The following is a 14661-nucleotide window of genomic DNA, read 5'->3' on the forward strand; positions in this document are numbered from 1 at the left end:
AAGTTAGCTTGGCTTCTCGGATGAACATGATATTATCCTAGCATATCAGGGGATAAAGCCGTCCTGAAGGACGGGGCTTGCATCCCATATTTCCGGTCAGCGACTTGCCCGCCGGTAAATGTGCTTCTTTGAGGTAGCGCGCCCCTGCCCCTTTGGATTGCGGGCCTCGACGGTGAAGAAAAAGCTCTGGCGCGGTGGGTGCCAGCCACAGTAGGCGAGATAGTCGGGGTCATGGGTGTGGACTTGGTACTGACTCATGGGGACGGTTCTGTTGAATTGTTGTGACGGTGTGCTGGGGGCCGCGAACCCTGCCCCCAGCAATAGGCTAAGGGGCGGGGTTCGGCTCTGTCACCAGGGTAGCTGGGGGTGAAGCGGCAATAGAGCAAGAGGTAGTGGGCGGATGCTCTCGGGTGCGCAGCGGTGACGGCGGTCAAGCGTATTGGGCTGACCCATGGCTCTAACTTGCCTGAAACTATCATCTGCCTGCTCCGCTATCCTGATTAACTTGACCGTGCCTAGGCATAGGAGGCACTCTTACTACCCACCCATTTTTTCTAGATTGTTGTCCTTAAGACACGCGAAAACAGCAACTTGGGTGTACCGTGTCAGGTAATTACCAGGGCGAATGCCGTTAACCTCTACGTCATACCGCTAACCTACGGAGCTTACCATGCGCTCACTCAGCAGTTCATCATTTTTGAGTCAGCCAGTCCAGAATCCTGTTTCAACAATTGTAGGAAACACGCCTCGCTCAAGAATTGCTATTTTCCAATTGCTTGCCTTCGTACTTTTTCTGTTGAATCTGCCCGGGGGGAATTTAAATTCAGCTTCCGCTCAGACTCTCACCACCCTGGTTAGCTTGAACGGCATCAATGGCTCCCAGCCCCGGGCCGGATTAGTGCAGGGCCGGGACGGCAACTTCTACGGTACCACCACGGATGGTGGCGGTTCTACGGCTTGTTTCGGCTCGGGTTGTGGCACGATTTTTCGGATGACCCCCACGGGTATCCTCACCACCTTGGTTCGGTTTAATAGCATTAACGGAAACGGTCCTGAAGCTGAATTAGTTGAGGGCAGTGATGGCAACTTTTACGGCACTACTACCTATGGTGGCAGTTCTACGGTCTGTGGAACTGACCCAATGACCGGAATCCCGCTCGGCTGTGGCACCGTATTTCGGATGACTCCCAGTGGTACGCTCACGACCTTAGTTAACTTTGATAGAACTAATAATGGCTCCAATCCCTATGCCGGATTGGTGCAGAGCAAGGATGGCGACTTCTACGGTACAACCAACGCTGGGGGTCTTTTCACTTGTCTCAACTTCGGCTGTGGCGCCGTATTTCGGATGACCGCCAATGGCACTCTCACCACCCTAGTTTATTTTGATAGTACCAATAGTGGTGGCTATGGTCCATCTGCCGAATTGGCGGAGGGCAGTGATGGCAATTTCTACGGCACAACGGGTGATGGCGGCACTTTTGCTGACGGCACGGTGTTTCGGATGACCCCCAGTGGTACCTTGACGACCTTAGTTAATTTTGATCGCACCAAGGATGGCGGCTCGCCCATTGCCGCATTGGTGGAAGGTAGGGATGGTAATTTCTATAGCACGACCTTCAGCGGTGGCAGTTCTGGGGCTGGCACGGTGTATCGGATGACCCCGAGTGGTATCTTGACGACCTTGGTTAACTTTAACCGTACCAATGGTCGTTATCCCTATGCCGACTTGGTGACGGGCAGCGATGGTAACTTCTATGGCACTACCTCCCAAGGTGGCACGCCTGGTGACGGTACGGTGTATCGGATGACCCCCAGTGGCATCCTGGCTACTTTGGTTAACTTTGACCGCACCCATGGTGCTGGTCCCTATGGTCGCTTGATTCAAGGTAGTGATGGTAACTTCTACAGCACGACTAACGGCGGTGGCAATAGTCAACTGGGCACGGTATTTCAGCTCAGTGGCGTTATCACGACCCCTACCATCAGTAGCTTCAGTCCCACCAGTGGACCCGTCGGAACTATGGTCATCCTGACAGGAACAAGCTTCATTGGGACCACAGCGGTCCAGTTCAACGGCACTGGCGCGACTAGTTTCATGGTTGACTCAGATACCCAGCTCACAGCAACAGTACCCAGTGGTGCAACGACCGGAGCCATCACCGTCACCACTGCTGGCGGTACAGCGACGAGCCCTGGAACGTTTACGGTCAATTCGGGTTTACCTTTTATTGCCTTTTTCACCCCTAGCAGTGGCCCTGCCTTGACGGAAGTCAAAATCAGAGGTATTAACTTCACCGGAGCCATCCAAGTTAAGTTTGATACTACCACCGCACGGTTTGTGGTTAACTCCAGCACTCAGATCACTGCTACTGTACCTAGGAAAGCTACGAGTGGCAAAATTAGCGTGACTACCCCCAGTGGTATGACGATGAGTAACGGGAGCTTTACGGTGCTTCCATAGATTGATGTCCTAGCTGTATCACTCCTGACTACTAAGTAAGTGAGGAGCTTTCTTGTATAGCAAGGACCAGGAAACTTAAGCTGTTTTAGCTATACTAGATGTGTGTAGCGAACCCCGTTTTTGAGACAGCTAGTTAAGCAGTTTGTTGTTTCTGTTCAAACTCTGCTGGCGGTAGATACCCCAGCACCGAGTGCAATCGCTTCTGATTGTACACCTGCTCCAAAAAATGAGGGACTGTAAATTAGATTGTGTCAAAGGCCAAAATGCGATAAAACCCATCTCAGAACAAGGAGTGGAGCATGACCTTCCGACCAGAATTAATCGATGAATTACTCAAGGACTATCGCAACCCAGAAGACCTGATGGGCGAGGGTGGGATCTTCAAGCAACTCACCAAAGCCATGATTGAGCGTTGTCTAAACGCCGAGTTGCACACCCACCTTGAGGAACAACGTCAAGCCCCCGCTCCTGTAACCGCTAAGAATCGGCGCAAGGGTCATAGCCAAAAGACCCTCAAGGGGGATTTTGGTCAGGTGGATATCGCCATACCCCGCGACCGAAATGGGGCGTTTGAGCCGTGGATTGTCCCCAAGGGTCAGACGCGCTTTCAGGGCTTTGATGACAAGATCCTCGCGCTGTATGCCCGAGGGATGACGACGCGCGATATCCAGGCTCAATTACAGGAGCTGTATGGGGTTGAGGTCTCTGCCACCCTGATTTCCAATGTCACCGATGCGGTGGAAGCGGAGCGTAAAGCGTGGCAGAACCGGACACTAGACCCGGTTTACCCCATTGTTTACCTGGATGCGATTGTGGTCAAAGTGCGCCATGAAGGTCGAGTCATCAATAGAGCGATGCACCTGGCGTTAGGGGTGACTATGGCCGGTCAGAAAGAACTGCTGGGGCGATGGATGACCCAGAATGAATCCGCCAAGTTCTGGCTAACCGTGCTAACCGATTTGCAAAATCGGGGTGTCAAAGACATCTTCCTTGCCGGTGTCGATGGGTTAACCGGGTTTCCTGATGCCATCGAAACGGTGTTTCCCCAGACTCAGGTACAACTGTGCCTTGTGCATTGGGTGCGCAATAGTCTGAACGATGTCTCTTGGAAAGACCGTAAGGTCGTGGCTGCCGACCTCAAACAGGTCTACAGCGCTCCGACGGTAGAGGTAGCCGAGCAAGCCTTGCTCGCCTTTGCCCAACGCTGGGATAAGCAATACCCGACCATGAGTAAATCCTGGATGAACCACGGGCAGCGGGTTATTCCCTTCTTCGCGTTCCCTGGGGATATCCGTAAAGTGATCTACACCACCCATGCCATTGAGTCAGTAAATATGACCTTGCGTAAAGTCCTGCGCAAGCACCGGTCATGCCCCACCGATGAATCGGCGCTGAAAGTGATTTACTTGGCGATTCAGAACCAATCCAAGAAATGGACAATGCCAATGTGGCCTTCGGCCACGGAGGCCTATCGCGACTGGAAAGGAGCCTTAAATCGATTTGCTATTGAGTTTGAAGGGAGGTTTCCAATGTGAGATTTCCCCCATGAGACAAACTACTTGACATACCCAATTATTACTCAAGATCTCGCCACTTATTCCTGTTTTTGTTTTGATACTCAAGGAATGTATCCTGTCAATACTTGTTACGTATGGGCAATAGATGATCTCTATGTGCTTGTCTGGTTCTGTTCACCTGTAACGTGGTGGATTTGTCATCAGCTTCTTCAGCACGCAATCAATGACACGCTACGAATGTTTAAGGAGCAGGTTGAAACTCTCCCCATTGCTCAACCTACCCCCGAAATCCGCGCTGAAGTTGCATGCCTAGTAGCCCGTCTCATTGAACTCACCAAGACCAACCAGCAAGCCCAGCGAGAAGTCCTCGACTGGTTACGGATGGAGCAGGGACTAGAGAAGCCAGGGCAGAAGCTAGAGGAATTTGCTCGTCTGACCCCGGATGAGTGGGTAGCAGAGATAAAGAAGCGTCGTCCCAAGACAGCAGGCACCTTCAGACCCGCTCAACTCAAAGCTATCCGAGAGGTCTATGAAGACTATGCCCCAGCCATCCAGACCCGTAAAGCAGAAGCCCTCGCCCTAGAGAAACGCCTTTCCCACTTGGTCAACCAAGCCTACGGCCTGACCCCAGAAGAGGTAGAACTCATGCGGAAAACTGCCCCGCCCCGGATGCCCATCCCCAGCGAAATATAAGGAGGTTGTGTTTTCTTGCTGCCTGTCTATACCGGGTCTGATGGGGGGTACTCTCAAAGAGGGATAGAATCCGGGCATCAAGTAAGAGGCAGCAATGGTCAGGCAGCCATCTATCTACGAAGATCTCCAGCGTGTTTGTGGCATCCGGTTCGAGCCTGTAGTGACAGAGGTACCCACCGAAATCCTCCCTTGTCGTTACTGCGATTGCATTGATTTTGATATCCAGGACAAGACTCGTGACCAATGGCGGGTGTTCTGTGGGGATTGTACGAACCTCCTAGGCGAGGTGTCCGACCTAGAAGCTCTCATTTGGGTAGCCCGCATCCATGGCTATCAACGCGGCTGGGTCTACCATGAGTACCTGAACTTTAACGCTGAGCCAAATATCGAGGAACTACGCGAGGTGGAGTACGTATTAGGCTACCAGCGCGGCTGGGCAGAACACGCCTATCGGGAATTGTATGAAGGAGCGGAGGTGGACTGGCTAGCGCAGGTGACGCTGCCCCAGTTGAAACTTGGCGGAGCTAGCCTATTTTTCAGAGATACAAAAGTTTGACTATTGTTCATTATCTCGCGGATTGGATGCCAAGCTGCCAGGGCTTTCGACCTAATCTCTATGTTTGGGTGCTGCTTGACAGATCTCATGCGGGATTGCCGTAGGAGGTTATTATGAAGTTAAATTCTGGCTGCTCTAAGCGTTCTTGGAATTGTCGTTTGGAACTGATAGCCGGTTGCGGGTCAGACTGCCCTGATAAAGCTAGGGTCACCGTCAACTTCCACCCCTGGGCCAGACCCATCCTTACCCAGTTCCAACCAATTTTTAAATAGCTCATCCCGCGTTGCCAGCATCTTTGGTGAGATTGCGCTTGGGTCGCGCAAGTATGGACATAGACACCCCAGGCGGTCAGGGCAATAGAGCCGGAGGCAATCAGAGCGACGACTATCCACGCCAGGGTATTCAGATGACGGATATCGCAGCAAGCTACCTGTTGACGAAACAACTGCAAAAGGGGAGAGTAAAGACGGGAGGTGCTGGACATTGGTTAATTAGATTGGTGGTACAAAAAGATTACCTCATGTCGAGGCTACCTCCCACCCTAATCCTCATGCTTGAATTGGTATTATGTAAAGTTATGTTGCGAGATTCAACATTTCTGACAAAGAAGGATAGACAATAAGTTATGTGTCCAAGCATCAATCAAGCTTTAAAGACAATCATTCTGATAGTTGCACTTGCAAACGTCGCATTCTCGAACGTCGCATTCGCGCAAACACCGCAATTTAATCAAATCTTCCATTATTACACATCCGAAAAGAATTTCAGCGGAGTCGCGCTGGTGGCGACAGACGGCAAGATTGAATACCTGAACGGCGCGGGATTGGCTAATCGCCAGAACGGCACAACGCTCACCTCAAAATCAAAGTTCCGCATTTGCTCGATAACCAAGACATTCACCGCTGTTTTAATTATGCAATTTTACGAACAGGGCAAAATTGATTTGAATGCTCCTGTGAGTCGTTACTTTCCCGAATATAAAGGCGAGGGCAAAGACAAAATCACGATTGACCAGCTGTTGACTTACAGTTCGGGACTGGATGATCTTGACCAGCGCGAAGAAGCAATTTACAGGTCGCAGATGTCGCCCGACACCTTGATTGCTAAATACTTTAGCGGCAAATTAGTCAGCGAACCGGGAAAAAAATTCAGCTACAAAAACGCCGACTTTATTATCCTCGGCAAAATCATTGAAAAGATTGCAGGCAAGTCTTTTGCCGTTGTTTTAGATGAAAACATTTTGCAGCCGCTGCAAATGACGAACACAGGTTATTTGAGAAACGGCGATATTGTCGGAGGTCTGGCGAACGGTTATCTGTTTGATAAAACGACCAAAACTTTTCGCAACGACGATCCGTTTTGGATTGATAATTTTTATGCCGCCGGCGCGATGTATTCGACCGTCGAAGACCTTTTAAAGTTCGATTCGGCAATTTTTAATAACAAAATTCTCAGCAAGAAAACAATTGATTTAATGCTCGTCCCGCGTCCCGAACTTTACAGCGTCGGTTACGGCTTCTGGATTTCTCCAGTGCAGTTCGGCGCGATTAAAACTCGTGCGGCTGACCGTCAAGGCGAAATTTCGGGAAACAAAGCATCGTGGATTCATCTAATTGACCAAAAAAAGACGGTCATTATCTTTTCAAACTCAGACGCGACTGACATTAACGAGATGCGTGAGAAACTTGTGTCGGCATCGCTCGAACAGCCAATTAATTTACCGCAGTTTCAGAAAGTGCAAGTCGTTAATAACAAAAATTTTAACCAAATACAGGGAACATGGGAAATAGATTTGCGCCCGACACCCGCTGCTGAACCTTATTTGAAAGAGTTTGTTATTTCCAACATCATTGATAAAAATTTTTCAGGAATTTTCTATGGCTCGGAGTTTACAGGAGGTCAAATAAACGGGAGTTGGGAAAGAATTTATTTTGCATTTACCACAGGCGATAAGGATTCAAGCTATTTCCATTCGGGTTACGTTGAAGACGGCAAGATACACGGGATTAGTTACAGCCCCGATAGAAAATTCATTACTCCCTGGTCAGGTAAAAAAAAGGAGTGAATCTTAATTTGTCATCTATTCATTATGAAAATCCGTACTTTTGACCTTCTAACTGTGGATTGAGGAAGTTGTACAAGAAACAAACGTAGAAAACAGGTACAAAATAACGGGCAGGCTAACAAGTTATTGGACGTGAGGTAAAAACAGCTTCTCTTCAAAATCTTGCTTCTTCAATTCGGAGTTATGCGTATTCGGTTTTTGCCCACGTCAACTCTGCCGTCGGACCGGTTATTGGACGTGAGGCGGGAACATCGACTTTGTGATCAACATTTTCATACAAATTTAGGCGTTGCACATTTTTATGATGAATCAGGGTGATGTTTATAGCAAAACCGGCACTTTAGGCTGGTTTTAGATGAAAAAATCCTTTGGATATTGTGCAACGCCCAGCAATTAATGCTCCTGAACCCTTAACGTGCGTTAAATTCCGGTGCGATTCGTTCAGCAGAAATCATCCCCCAAAAGGAGTTTGACGGTTAGCTAGCATGGTTCCCCTTGGAACCATGACAACTTTACGTTGATGAAGGTGAGCATCTCCTCTTGGAGTGCAAGTCCTTCCCCAGAGAGTGTTCTGGTGCAAGCATATCCCCTCCGGTAGCGACTAGTCCTCAATCCGTAAAGCGGGGATAAAAGCCTTCAAACTGGCAGCCTAAACCAGTGGCAGGCAAGCAAGTGTCCACGCTGAGCCGCTAGGGTATAGGTAATTTAGGTCAAAGCCCAGTGGAGCGTACCTACCTCGTATAGCCAAGTAATCCTAGAGGTAAAACCATGACTGAAGTGCAAAGGGCTATCATTACATCATGCTACTGGCAGCGTTGATGGTACCACTGATGCTACCGTATTTGATGCGGCTTGTCGGCAGGGGATTACCTGAGTTGCCCGCCGGGGTGAATACCGGGTTGTTTGTGGTCTCGTTGCTGGTGTTGGAAGTGATGCTGGTGGTCCAACTCCAATGGCTAGGGCTGGTGTTGGGCTTGGTCTACGGGTTGGCTCTTTGGCTAAGTTATTACTTGGTTGTGCGTCCCGAATGATGTTCCGTGGCCCTGGGGTGTCCTCTTGCGGTCCAGAGAGGCAGGGGTCAGGCATGATAAGCCCGGTCCTCGCCTAATCCTCAGCGGCGGCGGGAACCTGAACAATTTAAGTACGCAAAAGGTTAAAAGTTCAGGTACGTAATCGTAGCCCGTTGGGTCCTCCCCGATGTTCTATACGCCAAAGTTACAGGCCATTTTATGTTTTCACGTACTTGCATATCTAAAACTCCAAAAGTCCAACAATGTAAATATTCAAGTATTTTGTTTTAACCACGCGCTGAGGAGGGCTTGGGTGAGTTCGCTAAACTCAGGGTTTTGGCCTTGTGCTAGGTGCGGGTTTGGTACCAACGCCCAAGTAAACCTGCTGTAGTTTGCCACGCAGCGAAAAGACAAAGTAGCGATAGGATTTTTGGCCTCGGGCACGGTGTTGATAGGAGCCCAAGCGCACCTCCCCAGTGGTCCAGTCCAGGACCTGACGAGAGGCATCATGGATGAAAAATGCCCCTTTGATGGTCCAGCCAGGGAGGTCGGTGGGGCAGCGTGCGCCTTTGGCTCGGACTTGGAGTAGGTCAAGGACGGGCACGGGGACTACCGATATGTATAACAATCATTATACACTTTCCCAGATAAGGGCCAGCGCGGGTTTGTCCGCTCAGGCCACGACCGCCCCAAGTCCCTTTCCCTAGGCTTGTCGGTCGGACTAAATCCGCTGTTTGCGCTTCAAGAACAACCAGGGGTCGCTTCAGCAAAGGGAATTTAAAGCCCGTTAAGCATTTATGGAAGCTGAAATCCATCGGAACCGGGCGAGTGGCTTAAGTTTGGTCACAGCCGCGATGGTGCTATGGCATACGGTCTACTTAGAATGGGCTGTACATACTCTGCGTGACCGTGGGCAAATAATTGATGATGCTTTATTGCAGCATTTATCGCCCCTTAGCTGGGAACACATCAACCTAACCGGAGATTATGTATGGCGTAGTCGCTCCAAGGTTGGGCTAGGGAAGTACAGACCACTCCGACCACTTGCTGGGTCTTAACGGGCTTTAAATTCCGTTTACTGAAGCGACCCCTACCAGGAGCAGAAGTACACGGTGCAGGAGATTTGCCGCATGATGCAGGGGGAGACCCCTATTTCCAAGCCGACTTTGTACAAGTACTTAGATGAGCAGTCCCAGGATATTGGTTAATACCTTTTGTCTTGAGGGCGAACAGCTCCCATTGAGGCAGCAGCACCTGTGGCTGAGTGATAGCCTATGCTGGACAATAAAAGCCTTCGAGACAGGAGCAATTAGGATGATCGCTCAAACCATGGTGCAACCTTCCTCTTGGATTGAAGGCGGTATTAGATTTGAAAAGATTCGCGGACTTAACCTGTTCAAATTTACCGATGAACTCCAAGAGCACCTTGAAACTCTCATTGATCGCCAAAAATCTAACCTGCTCACCCCAGAGGAAACGGCTGAACTCGCGGGTATCACTGAACTGGATCGCATCTTTACCCTGATGAACGCCCGGATCATTGCCGAGTTGTGACCATCAGCATTGCCAGTCGCCAACGCATTCGGCAGCGGGCCAACTTTCTATGTGAGTATTGCCATTCTTCCGAAGAAGCCAGTGCCTCATTGTTTACCTTCGACCACCTCCTCCCCCAATCTCTGGGTGGTCCAGATAGCGAAGCGAACCTTGCCCTAGCCTGCCATCGCTGTAATGGTCGCCGCTATAACTTCACAGACGGCCTTGACCCCGAAACCCAAACCACCGTTCCCCTCTTTAACCCCAGACAAAATAAGTGGCCGGAGCATTTCTACTGGTCAGCGGACGGACAAAAGATTCTAAGCAGGACTCCCATCGGACGCGCCACCATCGAACGATTGGATATGAATGACGATTGGCATGATGAGGGTTCAATTCAGCGTGCCCGTCGCCTCTGGCTACGCGGAGGCTGGCATCCTCCTATTGGCGATCCTTAGCTCTAGTAGCTAGCTTGGAACGGAGTTTGAACGGGCGATAGCGCACACGGAATGGCTTGAATGCTGGCGGCAAGGAATGGAGGGGGTCGCCGTCCCAAATTCAAGCCCCATCAGCAAAAAGAAATCATCAGCATCGTGGGTTAAGGGCAAAAGACAGCTGCGGATGCTGCCCGCCTGTTCAATGTGCATCCCGCTATGGTGTCCCGGTTGTTAGCAGGTAACAGGTAAGGGCTGAGGTGGATTTACTGAGCCGCTGCTCCCCAAACCTCTTTTAAAAACCTCATCACAAGCTAAGTTCTTACCTGTGAAGCATCTAATCTTCTATGTATCAATGAAACTAAAGAAAGTAAATCTTCTGCATCTTCTTTCGACATAACCCATGTCGTTTTGGGAGCGTGAGCTGTTGTATTACGAAACATACCAAAAGTTCCTTTAACTAAGTTTAGAAAACCTTTCTGCTCACTTTTTTCATTGTCGTTGCTTAATTTATTTATTGCAAGTAAAGGCTGTTCGCCTGATAAAGCTTTATCAAATAGTGCAACTCCATCTTCTGTTAACCCTGTTCGAGCTCGAATTTTATTTGATACACTTTTAACTGCTTCAAGAACTGCATGAAAATAGTTATCAACAAGTAATTCTTCCCGACAAAAGCTTAAAACATCTTGGTGAATATTTCGGCTATTTAAACCTACTCGTAGTTCTTGAGCCCGTCTTTGAGCTTCCCCAAGAGTTTGCGCTTTCTCAATAGATATTAGCGTTCCAGTCTCTTCTACTGCTAAACCAACGAAAGAGAGGGAAAGATTTAAATTCGCTCTCATTGACTCAAATCGTTTTGGGCATTGGATGAATCGCTCAGGCTTCATTGCTTTTCGGATAAAGGCTAGAATAGCACGACGATCTTGCTTGTCATTTTGATATTCAGTAAAGGAATTAGAAATTCGATGTCGCTTTGTAATAGTTGGCGCGGGATCTGGAAGCCTAGAACTTTCTAGCAAGGTAGTAATTTCTATCCCAGTTAACCCATTATTAGTATCGCCTAATGCACTAGCAATAGCCTCTAATTCAGTCTGTGTGAATTTCCTAGATTCTGTCACTTAGCCCCCTTTCGCACACGTCGTGGTGTTAAGTTCGTAATTCGCATTTCTTAGTAAACCAAGAACTTTTAAAGATAGGCTTTCTTCATCCTTGACGGGTTCATTTCGATTCTTCTTTTTAACTTCGCTCTCTGGTTCAGTCATTTCATCACCTCGTAAACTTTCAAAACTTCATCCCCGTAGTGGTTAATCACTTTGATGGCGATTTTACCAGAAGAGGGGACAGGGAAGGGGCGGCTGGTGGTGGAGTAGAGGGTACTCCAGGCAGATTCGTCTATCTCGGCTTTGAGGGCGCGTTTTAGTTTCTCATAGGGTTCGTCGGCTCCGGTGAAGTAGGCATGGCGGACGAAGAAGCTCTCTTCGTTGTAGTTGGTGTCTATGAACCAACAGGCGATGTCGTCGGTGGTGCTGCTGCGGATTTCTCCGGTGGTGGGGTCGTAAATATCTAGTCCGTGTAGTTTGACGATGAGTTGTCCGTCTGCTTGGGGGTCGATATCGAGGTCGGGTTCTCCAAAGACCATAAAGAGGTTTCCGGCTCCGGTTTTTTTCAGGAGGTCATCGCCCATGAGGAGGTCGGTGTACATCCGGGCGATGAGGATGGGGAGGCTGCCGTAGCGTTTGGTTTCTTCGGAAACGTGGGGGTCGAAGGCGAAGCCGCAGATGATCAGGAGTTCGTAACCGAGTCCTTTGGAGGCTTCTTTGGCGGTTTCTTTTAGGTCGTCGGGGGTGATTGTTCCGTGTTCGGGGCCGATGTGGACGGCGACGCGGCGGGGGATGCCTTCTTTGTCGGTGTAGTCACCTGTGGCATGAATGTAGCGTCCGGCGTAGGGTTCAAGGCGGTCAAAACTGAGGCGTTCGTTGCGTTTGGTGTTTTGGACTCCGGCTTTGCGGAGGTTTTCGATGATGCGGGGAAGGTAGCGGTCGGTTTCTTGCTCCTGGGCCTGGGCTACGCTTGTGGGTTGGTCTTGGTCGTCGGGGGCGAGGACGCGGTGGGGGGAGAGGCTTTCGACGGTAAAGGGGCCACTGACGCGGATACGTTTGGAGTCTTCGTAGGGTTGGTCATAGAGAATTTCGATGTCAGCGTGGCGGGAGATGGCGTTGTCTATTTCCTTCTGGCGTTCGCGGCGTTTTTCCCACCATTGGGTAAGGAGGGTTTTGGCGAGGTCGGGCCATTTAGCTTCTGGTTCGCGGGGGATTTGCCAGTCTTCCCAAGTTTTGTTGAGGAGTTGATTCAGTTGGGTGCGAAGGGGTTCGAGGCGTTCTTGCCATTTGCTGTGGATGGTGTCTATTTCGGGGTTGTTGGCGATGGATTTGAGGGTGATATGGGGAACTCGTTTATAGACAAAGCCTTTTTTGATGTCGTGTTCGACTTGGGGAGTAGTGAGGTAGGCAATTTTACCTTCGGCGGCGATGGGTTTTGACTGGGGTGTGGGAAAGGGAATGACCTGGGCGGGGGTGCTGTCTTGGAGTTCTTGTTCTTTACGCTGTCCTTCGTTGCTGTCGGCAAGGAGGAAGTAAGGGAATTTCGCGCTCATGAGGCGGGTTCGGGCGAGGGCTAAGGCTACACGGCTGGTGTCAATGGTTATCCAACGCCGTCCCCATTGTTCAGCAACATAGGCAGTGGTGCCGCTTCCACAGGTCGGGTCTAGTACAAGGTCGCCGGGGTCAGTGGTCATGAGGATGCAGCGCTCGATGACTTTAGGATTTGTTTGGACAACATACCATTTTCCTTCTTTAGAGCCAGCGACAGAAGTATCAGCCCACATATTTGTAATAGGCAGAACAGGAAAATCATCTAAATATCTCACATAAGCCAGACTGCCTTCACGTCCAAAAATTCGATTAGATATACTCAACCTATTCATTCCTTCCGGCCAGTTTGCTTTCCAGTGGTTTCCCTGACGAGCATTATACTCTTTATTCTGAAATACAAGGGGCTGGTTTTGATTCGGTGAACCTTGGCTAGTTAAATTATCCATGCGGAAAATTCTTGCGTTATTTGCTTCTTGACCTTGTGGATCATTGCCAATTAGTTCAAACCTACCATCGGGTAAGCGCCAATAACGGTAATCAGAGCTTTTCAGAGTCTCGCTCGATTTTTCAAAGTATAGCTGGCGATATTTCAAATCTTTTTTTGATTTAGAATACTAGATAATGTAGTCACCAACTCGACTAATAGATGAAGTCTCAAATCCCCCAGTTGTTGTATAAAATATTAAACTAACAAAATTTTCTGAACCATATATTTCGTCAAGCAGGTTTCTTACCAGATGAATATTATCTTGACCAATTTGAACAAAAATACTCCCATTTTCCGTCAAAAGCTCCCGTGCTAAAATCAATCGGTCACGCATGTAGACGAGATACGAATGAATCCCCAATTTCCAGGTATCCCGGAAAGCTTTAATCTGCTCTGGTTGGCGGGTGACATCATCTAAGTTTCCATCTTTAACATCCCGTTTTCGAGTACTAACCTGCCAATTCGAGCCAAACTTAATCCCATAGGGCGGGTCAAAGTAGATGGTTTGAACTTTCCCTTTCAGCCCTTCTTTCTCCGCCAATGAAGTCATGACCAGCAGGGAATCCCCCAGAATCATACGGTTCACCCACTTCATTCCGTCCTTGTGGGTATAGAAATCAATGAGTTGTTCAAAGGTCAGACCGTTAAAGTCACTTTTGAAAAGGTTCATCTGCTCGGTGGGAGCCGTAGACCGGGCTTGGGTGCGGATATCCTCGACTAGGGCGAGGGGGTGAATCTTCTCCTGGATGTAGATGGGAACAGCAGGAGCTTCCAGGTCTTGGCTATCCTGTTCATCTTTGCCCTTCCATACAAGTTGCGGGTCCAGGGAGGTATCGCGGGGGTAACGGATGGTCTTAGGAGTTTTCTCCTCGGCGGCTACAAGGTCGCGGAGTTCTTCGGTGGGGATATTGGCGCGTTTATCTTTGTGTTTGGTCGCGTCAATGTGAGTTTCAGAGGGGGAATCACTGGATTTCTTGCGGGGGGCCATCAGATACCTTCGAGGTTGTTAATTCAAAGTAGTGCCAGTTGAGAAATACTAGGACGTTCATCCCAGGTTCGATCCTTGAGTTCTCGACCATTTTTTTTCTTGTGTACTCCTCCCCATTGTTTAAAGAAGAACTTCACATTGGTGGATTCACATTGCTGTTGAATGTGTAAGCTGACACGCATCTAACTTGCATTTATAGAATTACCTTTATTTTTAATCCTGCGACCCCAATCAATCTTGAGTTCTCCGCGATTAAGTAATCT

Annotated in this window: 15 protein-coding genes and 1 pseudogene; 9 read left to right on the forward strand and 7 right to left on the reverse strand. The window is 49.2% G+C overall.

The annotated features are described in order from the left end of the window. Window positions 1-96: 96 nt before the first annotated feature. The gene (locus HFM78_RS09855) at window positions 97-258 is read right to left on the reverse strand and encodes a hypothetical protein (RefSeq protein WP_287129272.1); all 162 of its coding nucleotides are present in this window, start codon (window positions 256-258) and stop codon (window positions 97-99) included. Window positions 259-796: 538 nt separating this feature from the next. Between HFM78_RS09855 and HFM78_RS09860 the strand changes: the two genes are divergently transcribed. The 4 genes from HFM78_RS09860 to HFM78_RS09875 all read left to right on the forward strand — a co-directional run bounded on the left by HFM78_RS09860 (window position 797) and on the right by HFM78_RS09875 (window position 5230). Continuing rightward, complete coding sequence (locus HFM78_RS09860; RefSeq protein WP_287129273.1) at window positions 797-2464, forward strand: choice-of-anchor tandem repeat GloVer-containing protein; 1668 nt, start codon at window positions 797-799, stop codon at window positions 2462-2464. A gap of 299 nt (window positions 2465-2763) precedes the next feature. Then, on the forward strand, window positions 2764-3999 hold the full coding sequence (locus HFM78_RS09865) for an IS256 family transposase (protein WP_287129274.1): 1236 nt from the start codon (window positions 2764-2766) through the stop codon (window positions 3997-3999). A 219-nt stretch (window positions 4000-4218) separates the two neighbouring features. Further along, entirely contained in the window at window positions 4219-4674 is a 456-nt protein-coding gene (locus tag HFM78_RS09870; protein WP_287129275.1) for a hypothetical protein, read from the forward strand. Window positions 4675-4768: 94 nt separating this feature from the next. Then, window positions 4769-5230, forward strand: coding sequence for a hypothetical protein (locus HFM78_RS09875; RefSeq protein ID WP_287129276.1), 462 nt, complete (start codon window positions 4769-4771; stop codon window positions 5228-5230). A gap of 85 nt (window positions 5231-5315) precedes the next feature. Here HFM78_RS09875 and HFM78_RS09880 read toward each other — a convergent pair whose 3' ends face one another. Beyond that, complete coding sequence (locus HFM78_RS09880) at window positions 5316-5714, reverse strand: hypothetical protein (protein ID WP_287129277.1); 399 nt, start codon at window positions 5712-5714, stop codon at window positions 5316-5318. A 141-nt stretch (window positions 5715-5855) separates the two neighbouring features. Between HFM78_RS09880 and HFM78_RS09885 the strand changes: the two genes are divergently transcribed. Together HFM78_RS09885 and HFM78_RS09890 are read left to right on the forward strand one after the other, a co-directional pair. Next, window positions 5856-7295, forward strand: a complete 1440-nt coding sequence (locus HFM78_RS09885) for a serine hydrolase (protein WP_287129278.1) — start codon at window positions 5856-5858, stop codon at window positions 7293-7295. Between the two features lie 818 nt (window positions 7296-8113). After that, window positions 8114-8326 (forward strand): hypothetical protein, encoded by a 213-nt coding sequence (locus tag HFM78_RS09890; protein ID WP_287129279.1) that lies wholly within the window; start codon window positions 8114-8116, stop codon window positions 8324-8326. 307 nt (window positions 8327-8633) lie between these two features. On the opposite strand, the gene HFM78_RS09895 is transcribed toward HFM78_RS09890, so the two are convergent. After that, window positions 8634-8909 carry a hypothetical protein gene (locus HFM78_RS09895; RefSeq protein ID WP_287129280.1) on the reverse strand — a complete coding sequence of 92 codons (276 nt, stop codon included), beginning with the start codon at window positions 8907-8909 and terminating at the stop codon, window positions 8634-8636. Window positions 8910-9111: 202 nt separating this feature from the next. Between HFM78_RS09895 and HFM78_RS09900 the strand changes: the two are divergent. From HFM78_RS09900 to HFM78_RS09910, 3 genes and pseudogenes are all read left to right on the forward strand, one after another. After that, window positions 9112-9363 (forward strand): annotated as a pseudogene (locus HFM78_RS09900) (Tn3 family transposase); the annotation flags it as partial. 256 nt (window positions 9364-9619) lie between these two features. After that, on the forward strand, window positions 9620-9859 hold the full coding sequence (locus HFM78_RS09905; RefSeq protein WP_287129281.1) for a hypothetical protein: 240 nt from the start codon (window positions 9620-9622) through the stop codon (window positions 9857-9859). Continuing rightward, a complete protein-coding gene (locus tag HFM78_RS09910; protein WP_287129282.1) occupies window positions 9856-10296 on the forward strand; it encodes an HNH endonuclease in 441 nt (146 codons plus the stop codon). The genes HFM78_RS09905 and HFM78_RS09910 overlap by 4 nt, the downstream gene beginning before the upstream one ends. 290 nt (window positions 10297-10586) lie before the next feature. Here HFM78_RS09910 and HFM78_RS09915 read toward each other — a convergent pair whose 3' ends face one another. The 4 genes from HFM78_RS09915 to HFM78_RS16315 form a co-directional block, all read right to left on the reverse strand. Beyond that, window positions 10587-11390, reverse strand: coding sequence for a TIGR02391 family protein (locus HFM78_RS09915; protein ID WP_287129283.1), 804 nt, complete (start codon window positions 11388-11390; stop codon window positions 10587-10589). Window positions 11391-11530: 140 nt separating this feature from the next. After that, complete coding sequence (locus HFM78_RS16305) at window positions 11531-13369, reverse strand: DNA methyltransferase (RefSeq protein ID WP_396034994.1); 1839 nt, start codon at window positions 13367-13369, stop codon at window positions 11531-11533. A gap of 168 nt (window positions 13370-13537) precedes the next feature. Then, window positions 13538-14398: a DNA methyltransferase gene (locus HFM78_RS16310; RefSeq protein WP_396034996.1), complete on the reverse strand. Its 861-nt coding sequence runs from the start codon at window positions 14396-14398 to the stop codon at window positions 13538-13540. 23 nt (window positions 14399-14421) lie between these two features. Further along, the gene (locus tag HFM78_RS16315) at window positions 14422-14580 is read right to left on the reverse strand and encodes a DUF5131 family protein (protein WP_396034998.1); all 159 of its coding nucleotides are present in this window, start codon (window positions 14578-14580) and stop codon (window positions 14422-14424) included. Window positions 14581-14661: the final 81 nt, after the last annotated feature.

The sequence above is a fragment of the Candidatus Cyanaurora vandensis genome, from assembly GCF_013285555.1.
GTDB classification, from domain to species: Bacteria; Cyanobacteriota; Cyanobacteriia; order Gloeobacterales; family Anthocerotibacteraceae; genus Cyanaurora; species Cyanaurora vandensis.

Coding starts and splice junctions, on each gene's coding strand:
- HFM78_RS09855 (WP_287129272.1), bottom strand. CDS start 258: ATGAGTCAGTACCAAGTCCACACCCATGACCCCGACTATCTCGCCTAC.
- HFM78_RS16305 (WP_396034994.1), bottom strand. CDS start 13,369: ATGGATAATTTAACTAGCCAAGGTTCACCGAATCAAAACCAGCCCCTT.
- HFM78_RS09880 (WP_287129277.1), bottom strand. CDS start 5,714: ATGTCCAGCACCTCCCGTCTTTACTCTCCCCTTTTGCAGTTGTTTCGT.
- HFM78_RS16310 (WP_396034996.1), bottom strand. CDS start 14,398: ATGGCCCCCCGCAAGAAATCCAGTGATTCCCCCTCTGAAACTCACATT.
- HFM78_RS16315 (WP_396034998.1), bottom strand. CDS start 14,580: ATGCGTGTCAGCTTACACATTCAACAGCAATGTGAATCCACCAATGTG.
- HFM78_RS09890 (WP_287129279.1), top strand. CDS start 8,114: ATGGTACCACTGATGCTACCGTATTTGATGCGGCTTGTCGGCAGGGGA.
- HFM78_RS09885 (WP_287129278.1), top strand. CDS start 5,856: ATGTGTCCAAGCATCAATCAAGCTTTAAAGACAATCATTCTGATAGTT.
- HFM78_RS09865 (WP_287129274.1), top strand. CDS start 2,764: ATGACCTTCCGACCAGAATTAATCGATGAATTACTCAAGGACTATCGC.
- HFM78_RS09905 (WP_287129281.1), top strand. CDS start 9,620: ATGATCGCTCAAACCATGGTGCAACCTTCCTCTTGGATTGAAGGCGGT.
- HFM78_RS09870 (WP_287129275.1), top strand. CDS start 4,219: ATGTTTAAGGAGCAGGTTGAAACTCTCCCCATTGCTCAACCTACCCCC.
- HFM78_RS09875 (WP_287129276.1), top strand. CDS start 4,769: ATGGTCAGGCAGCCATCTATCTACGAAGATCTCCAGCGTGTTTGTGGC.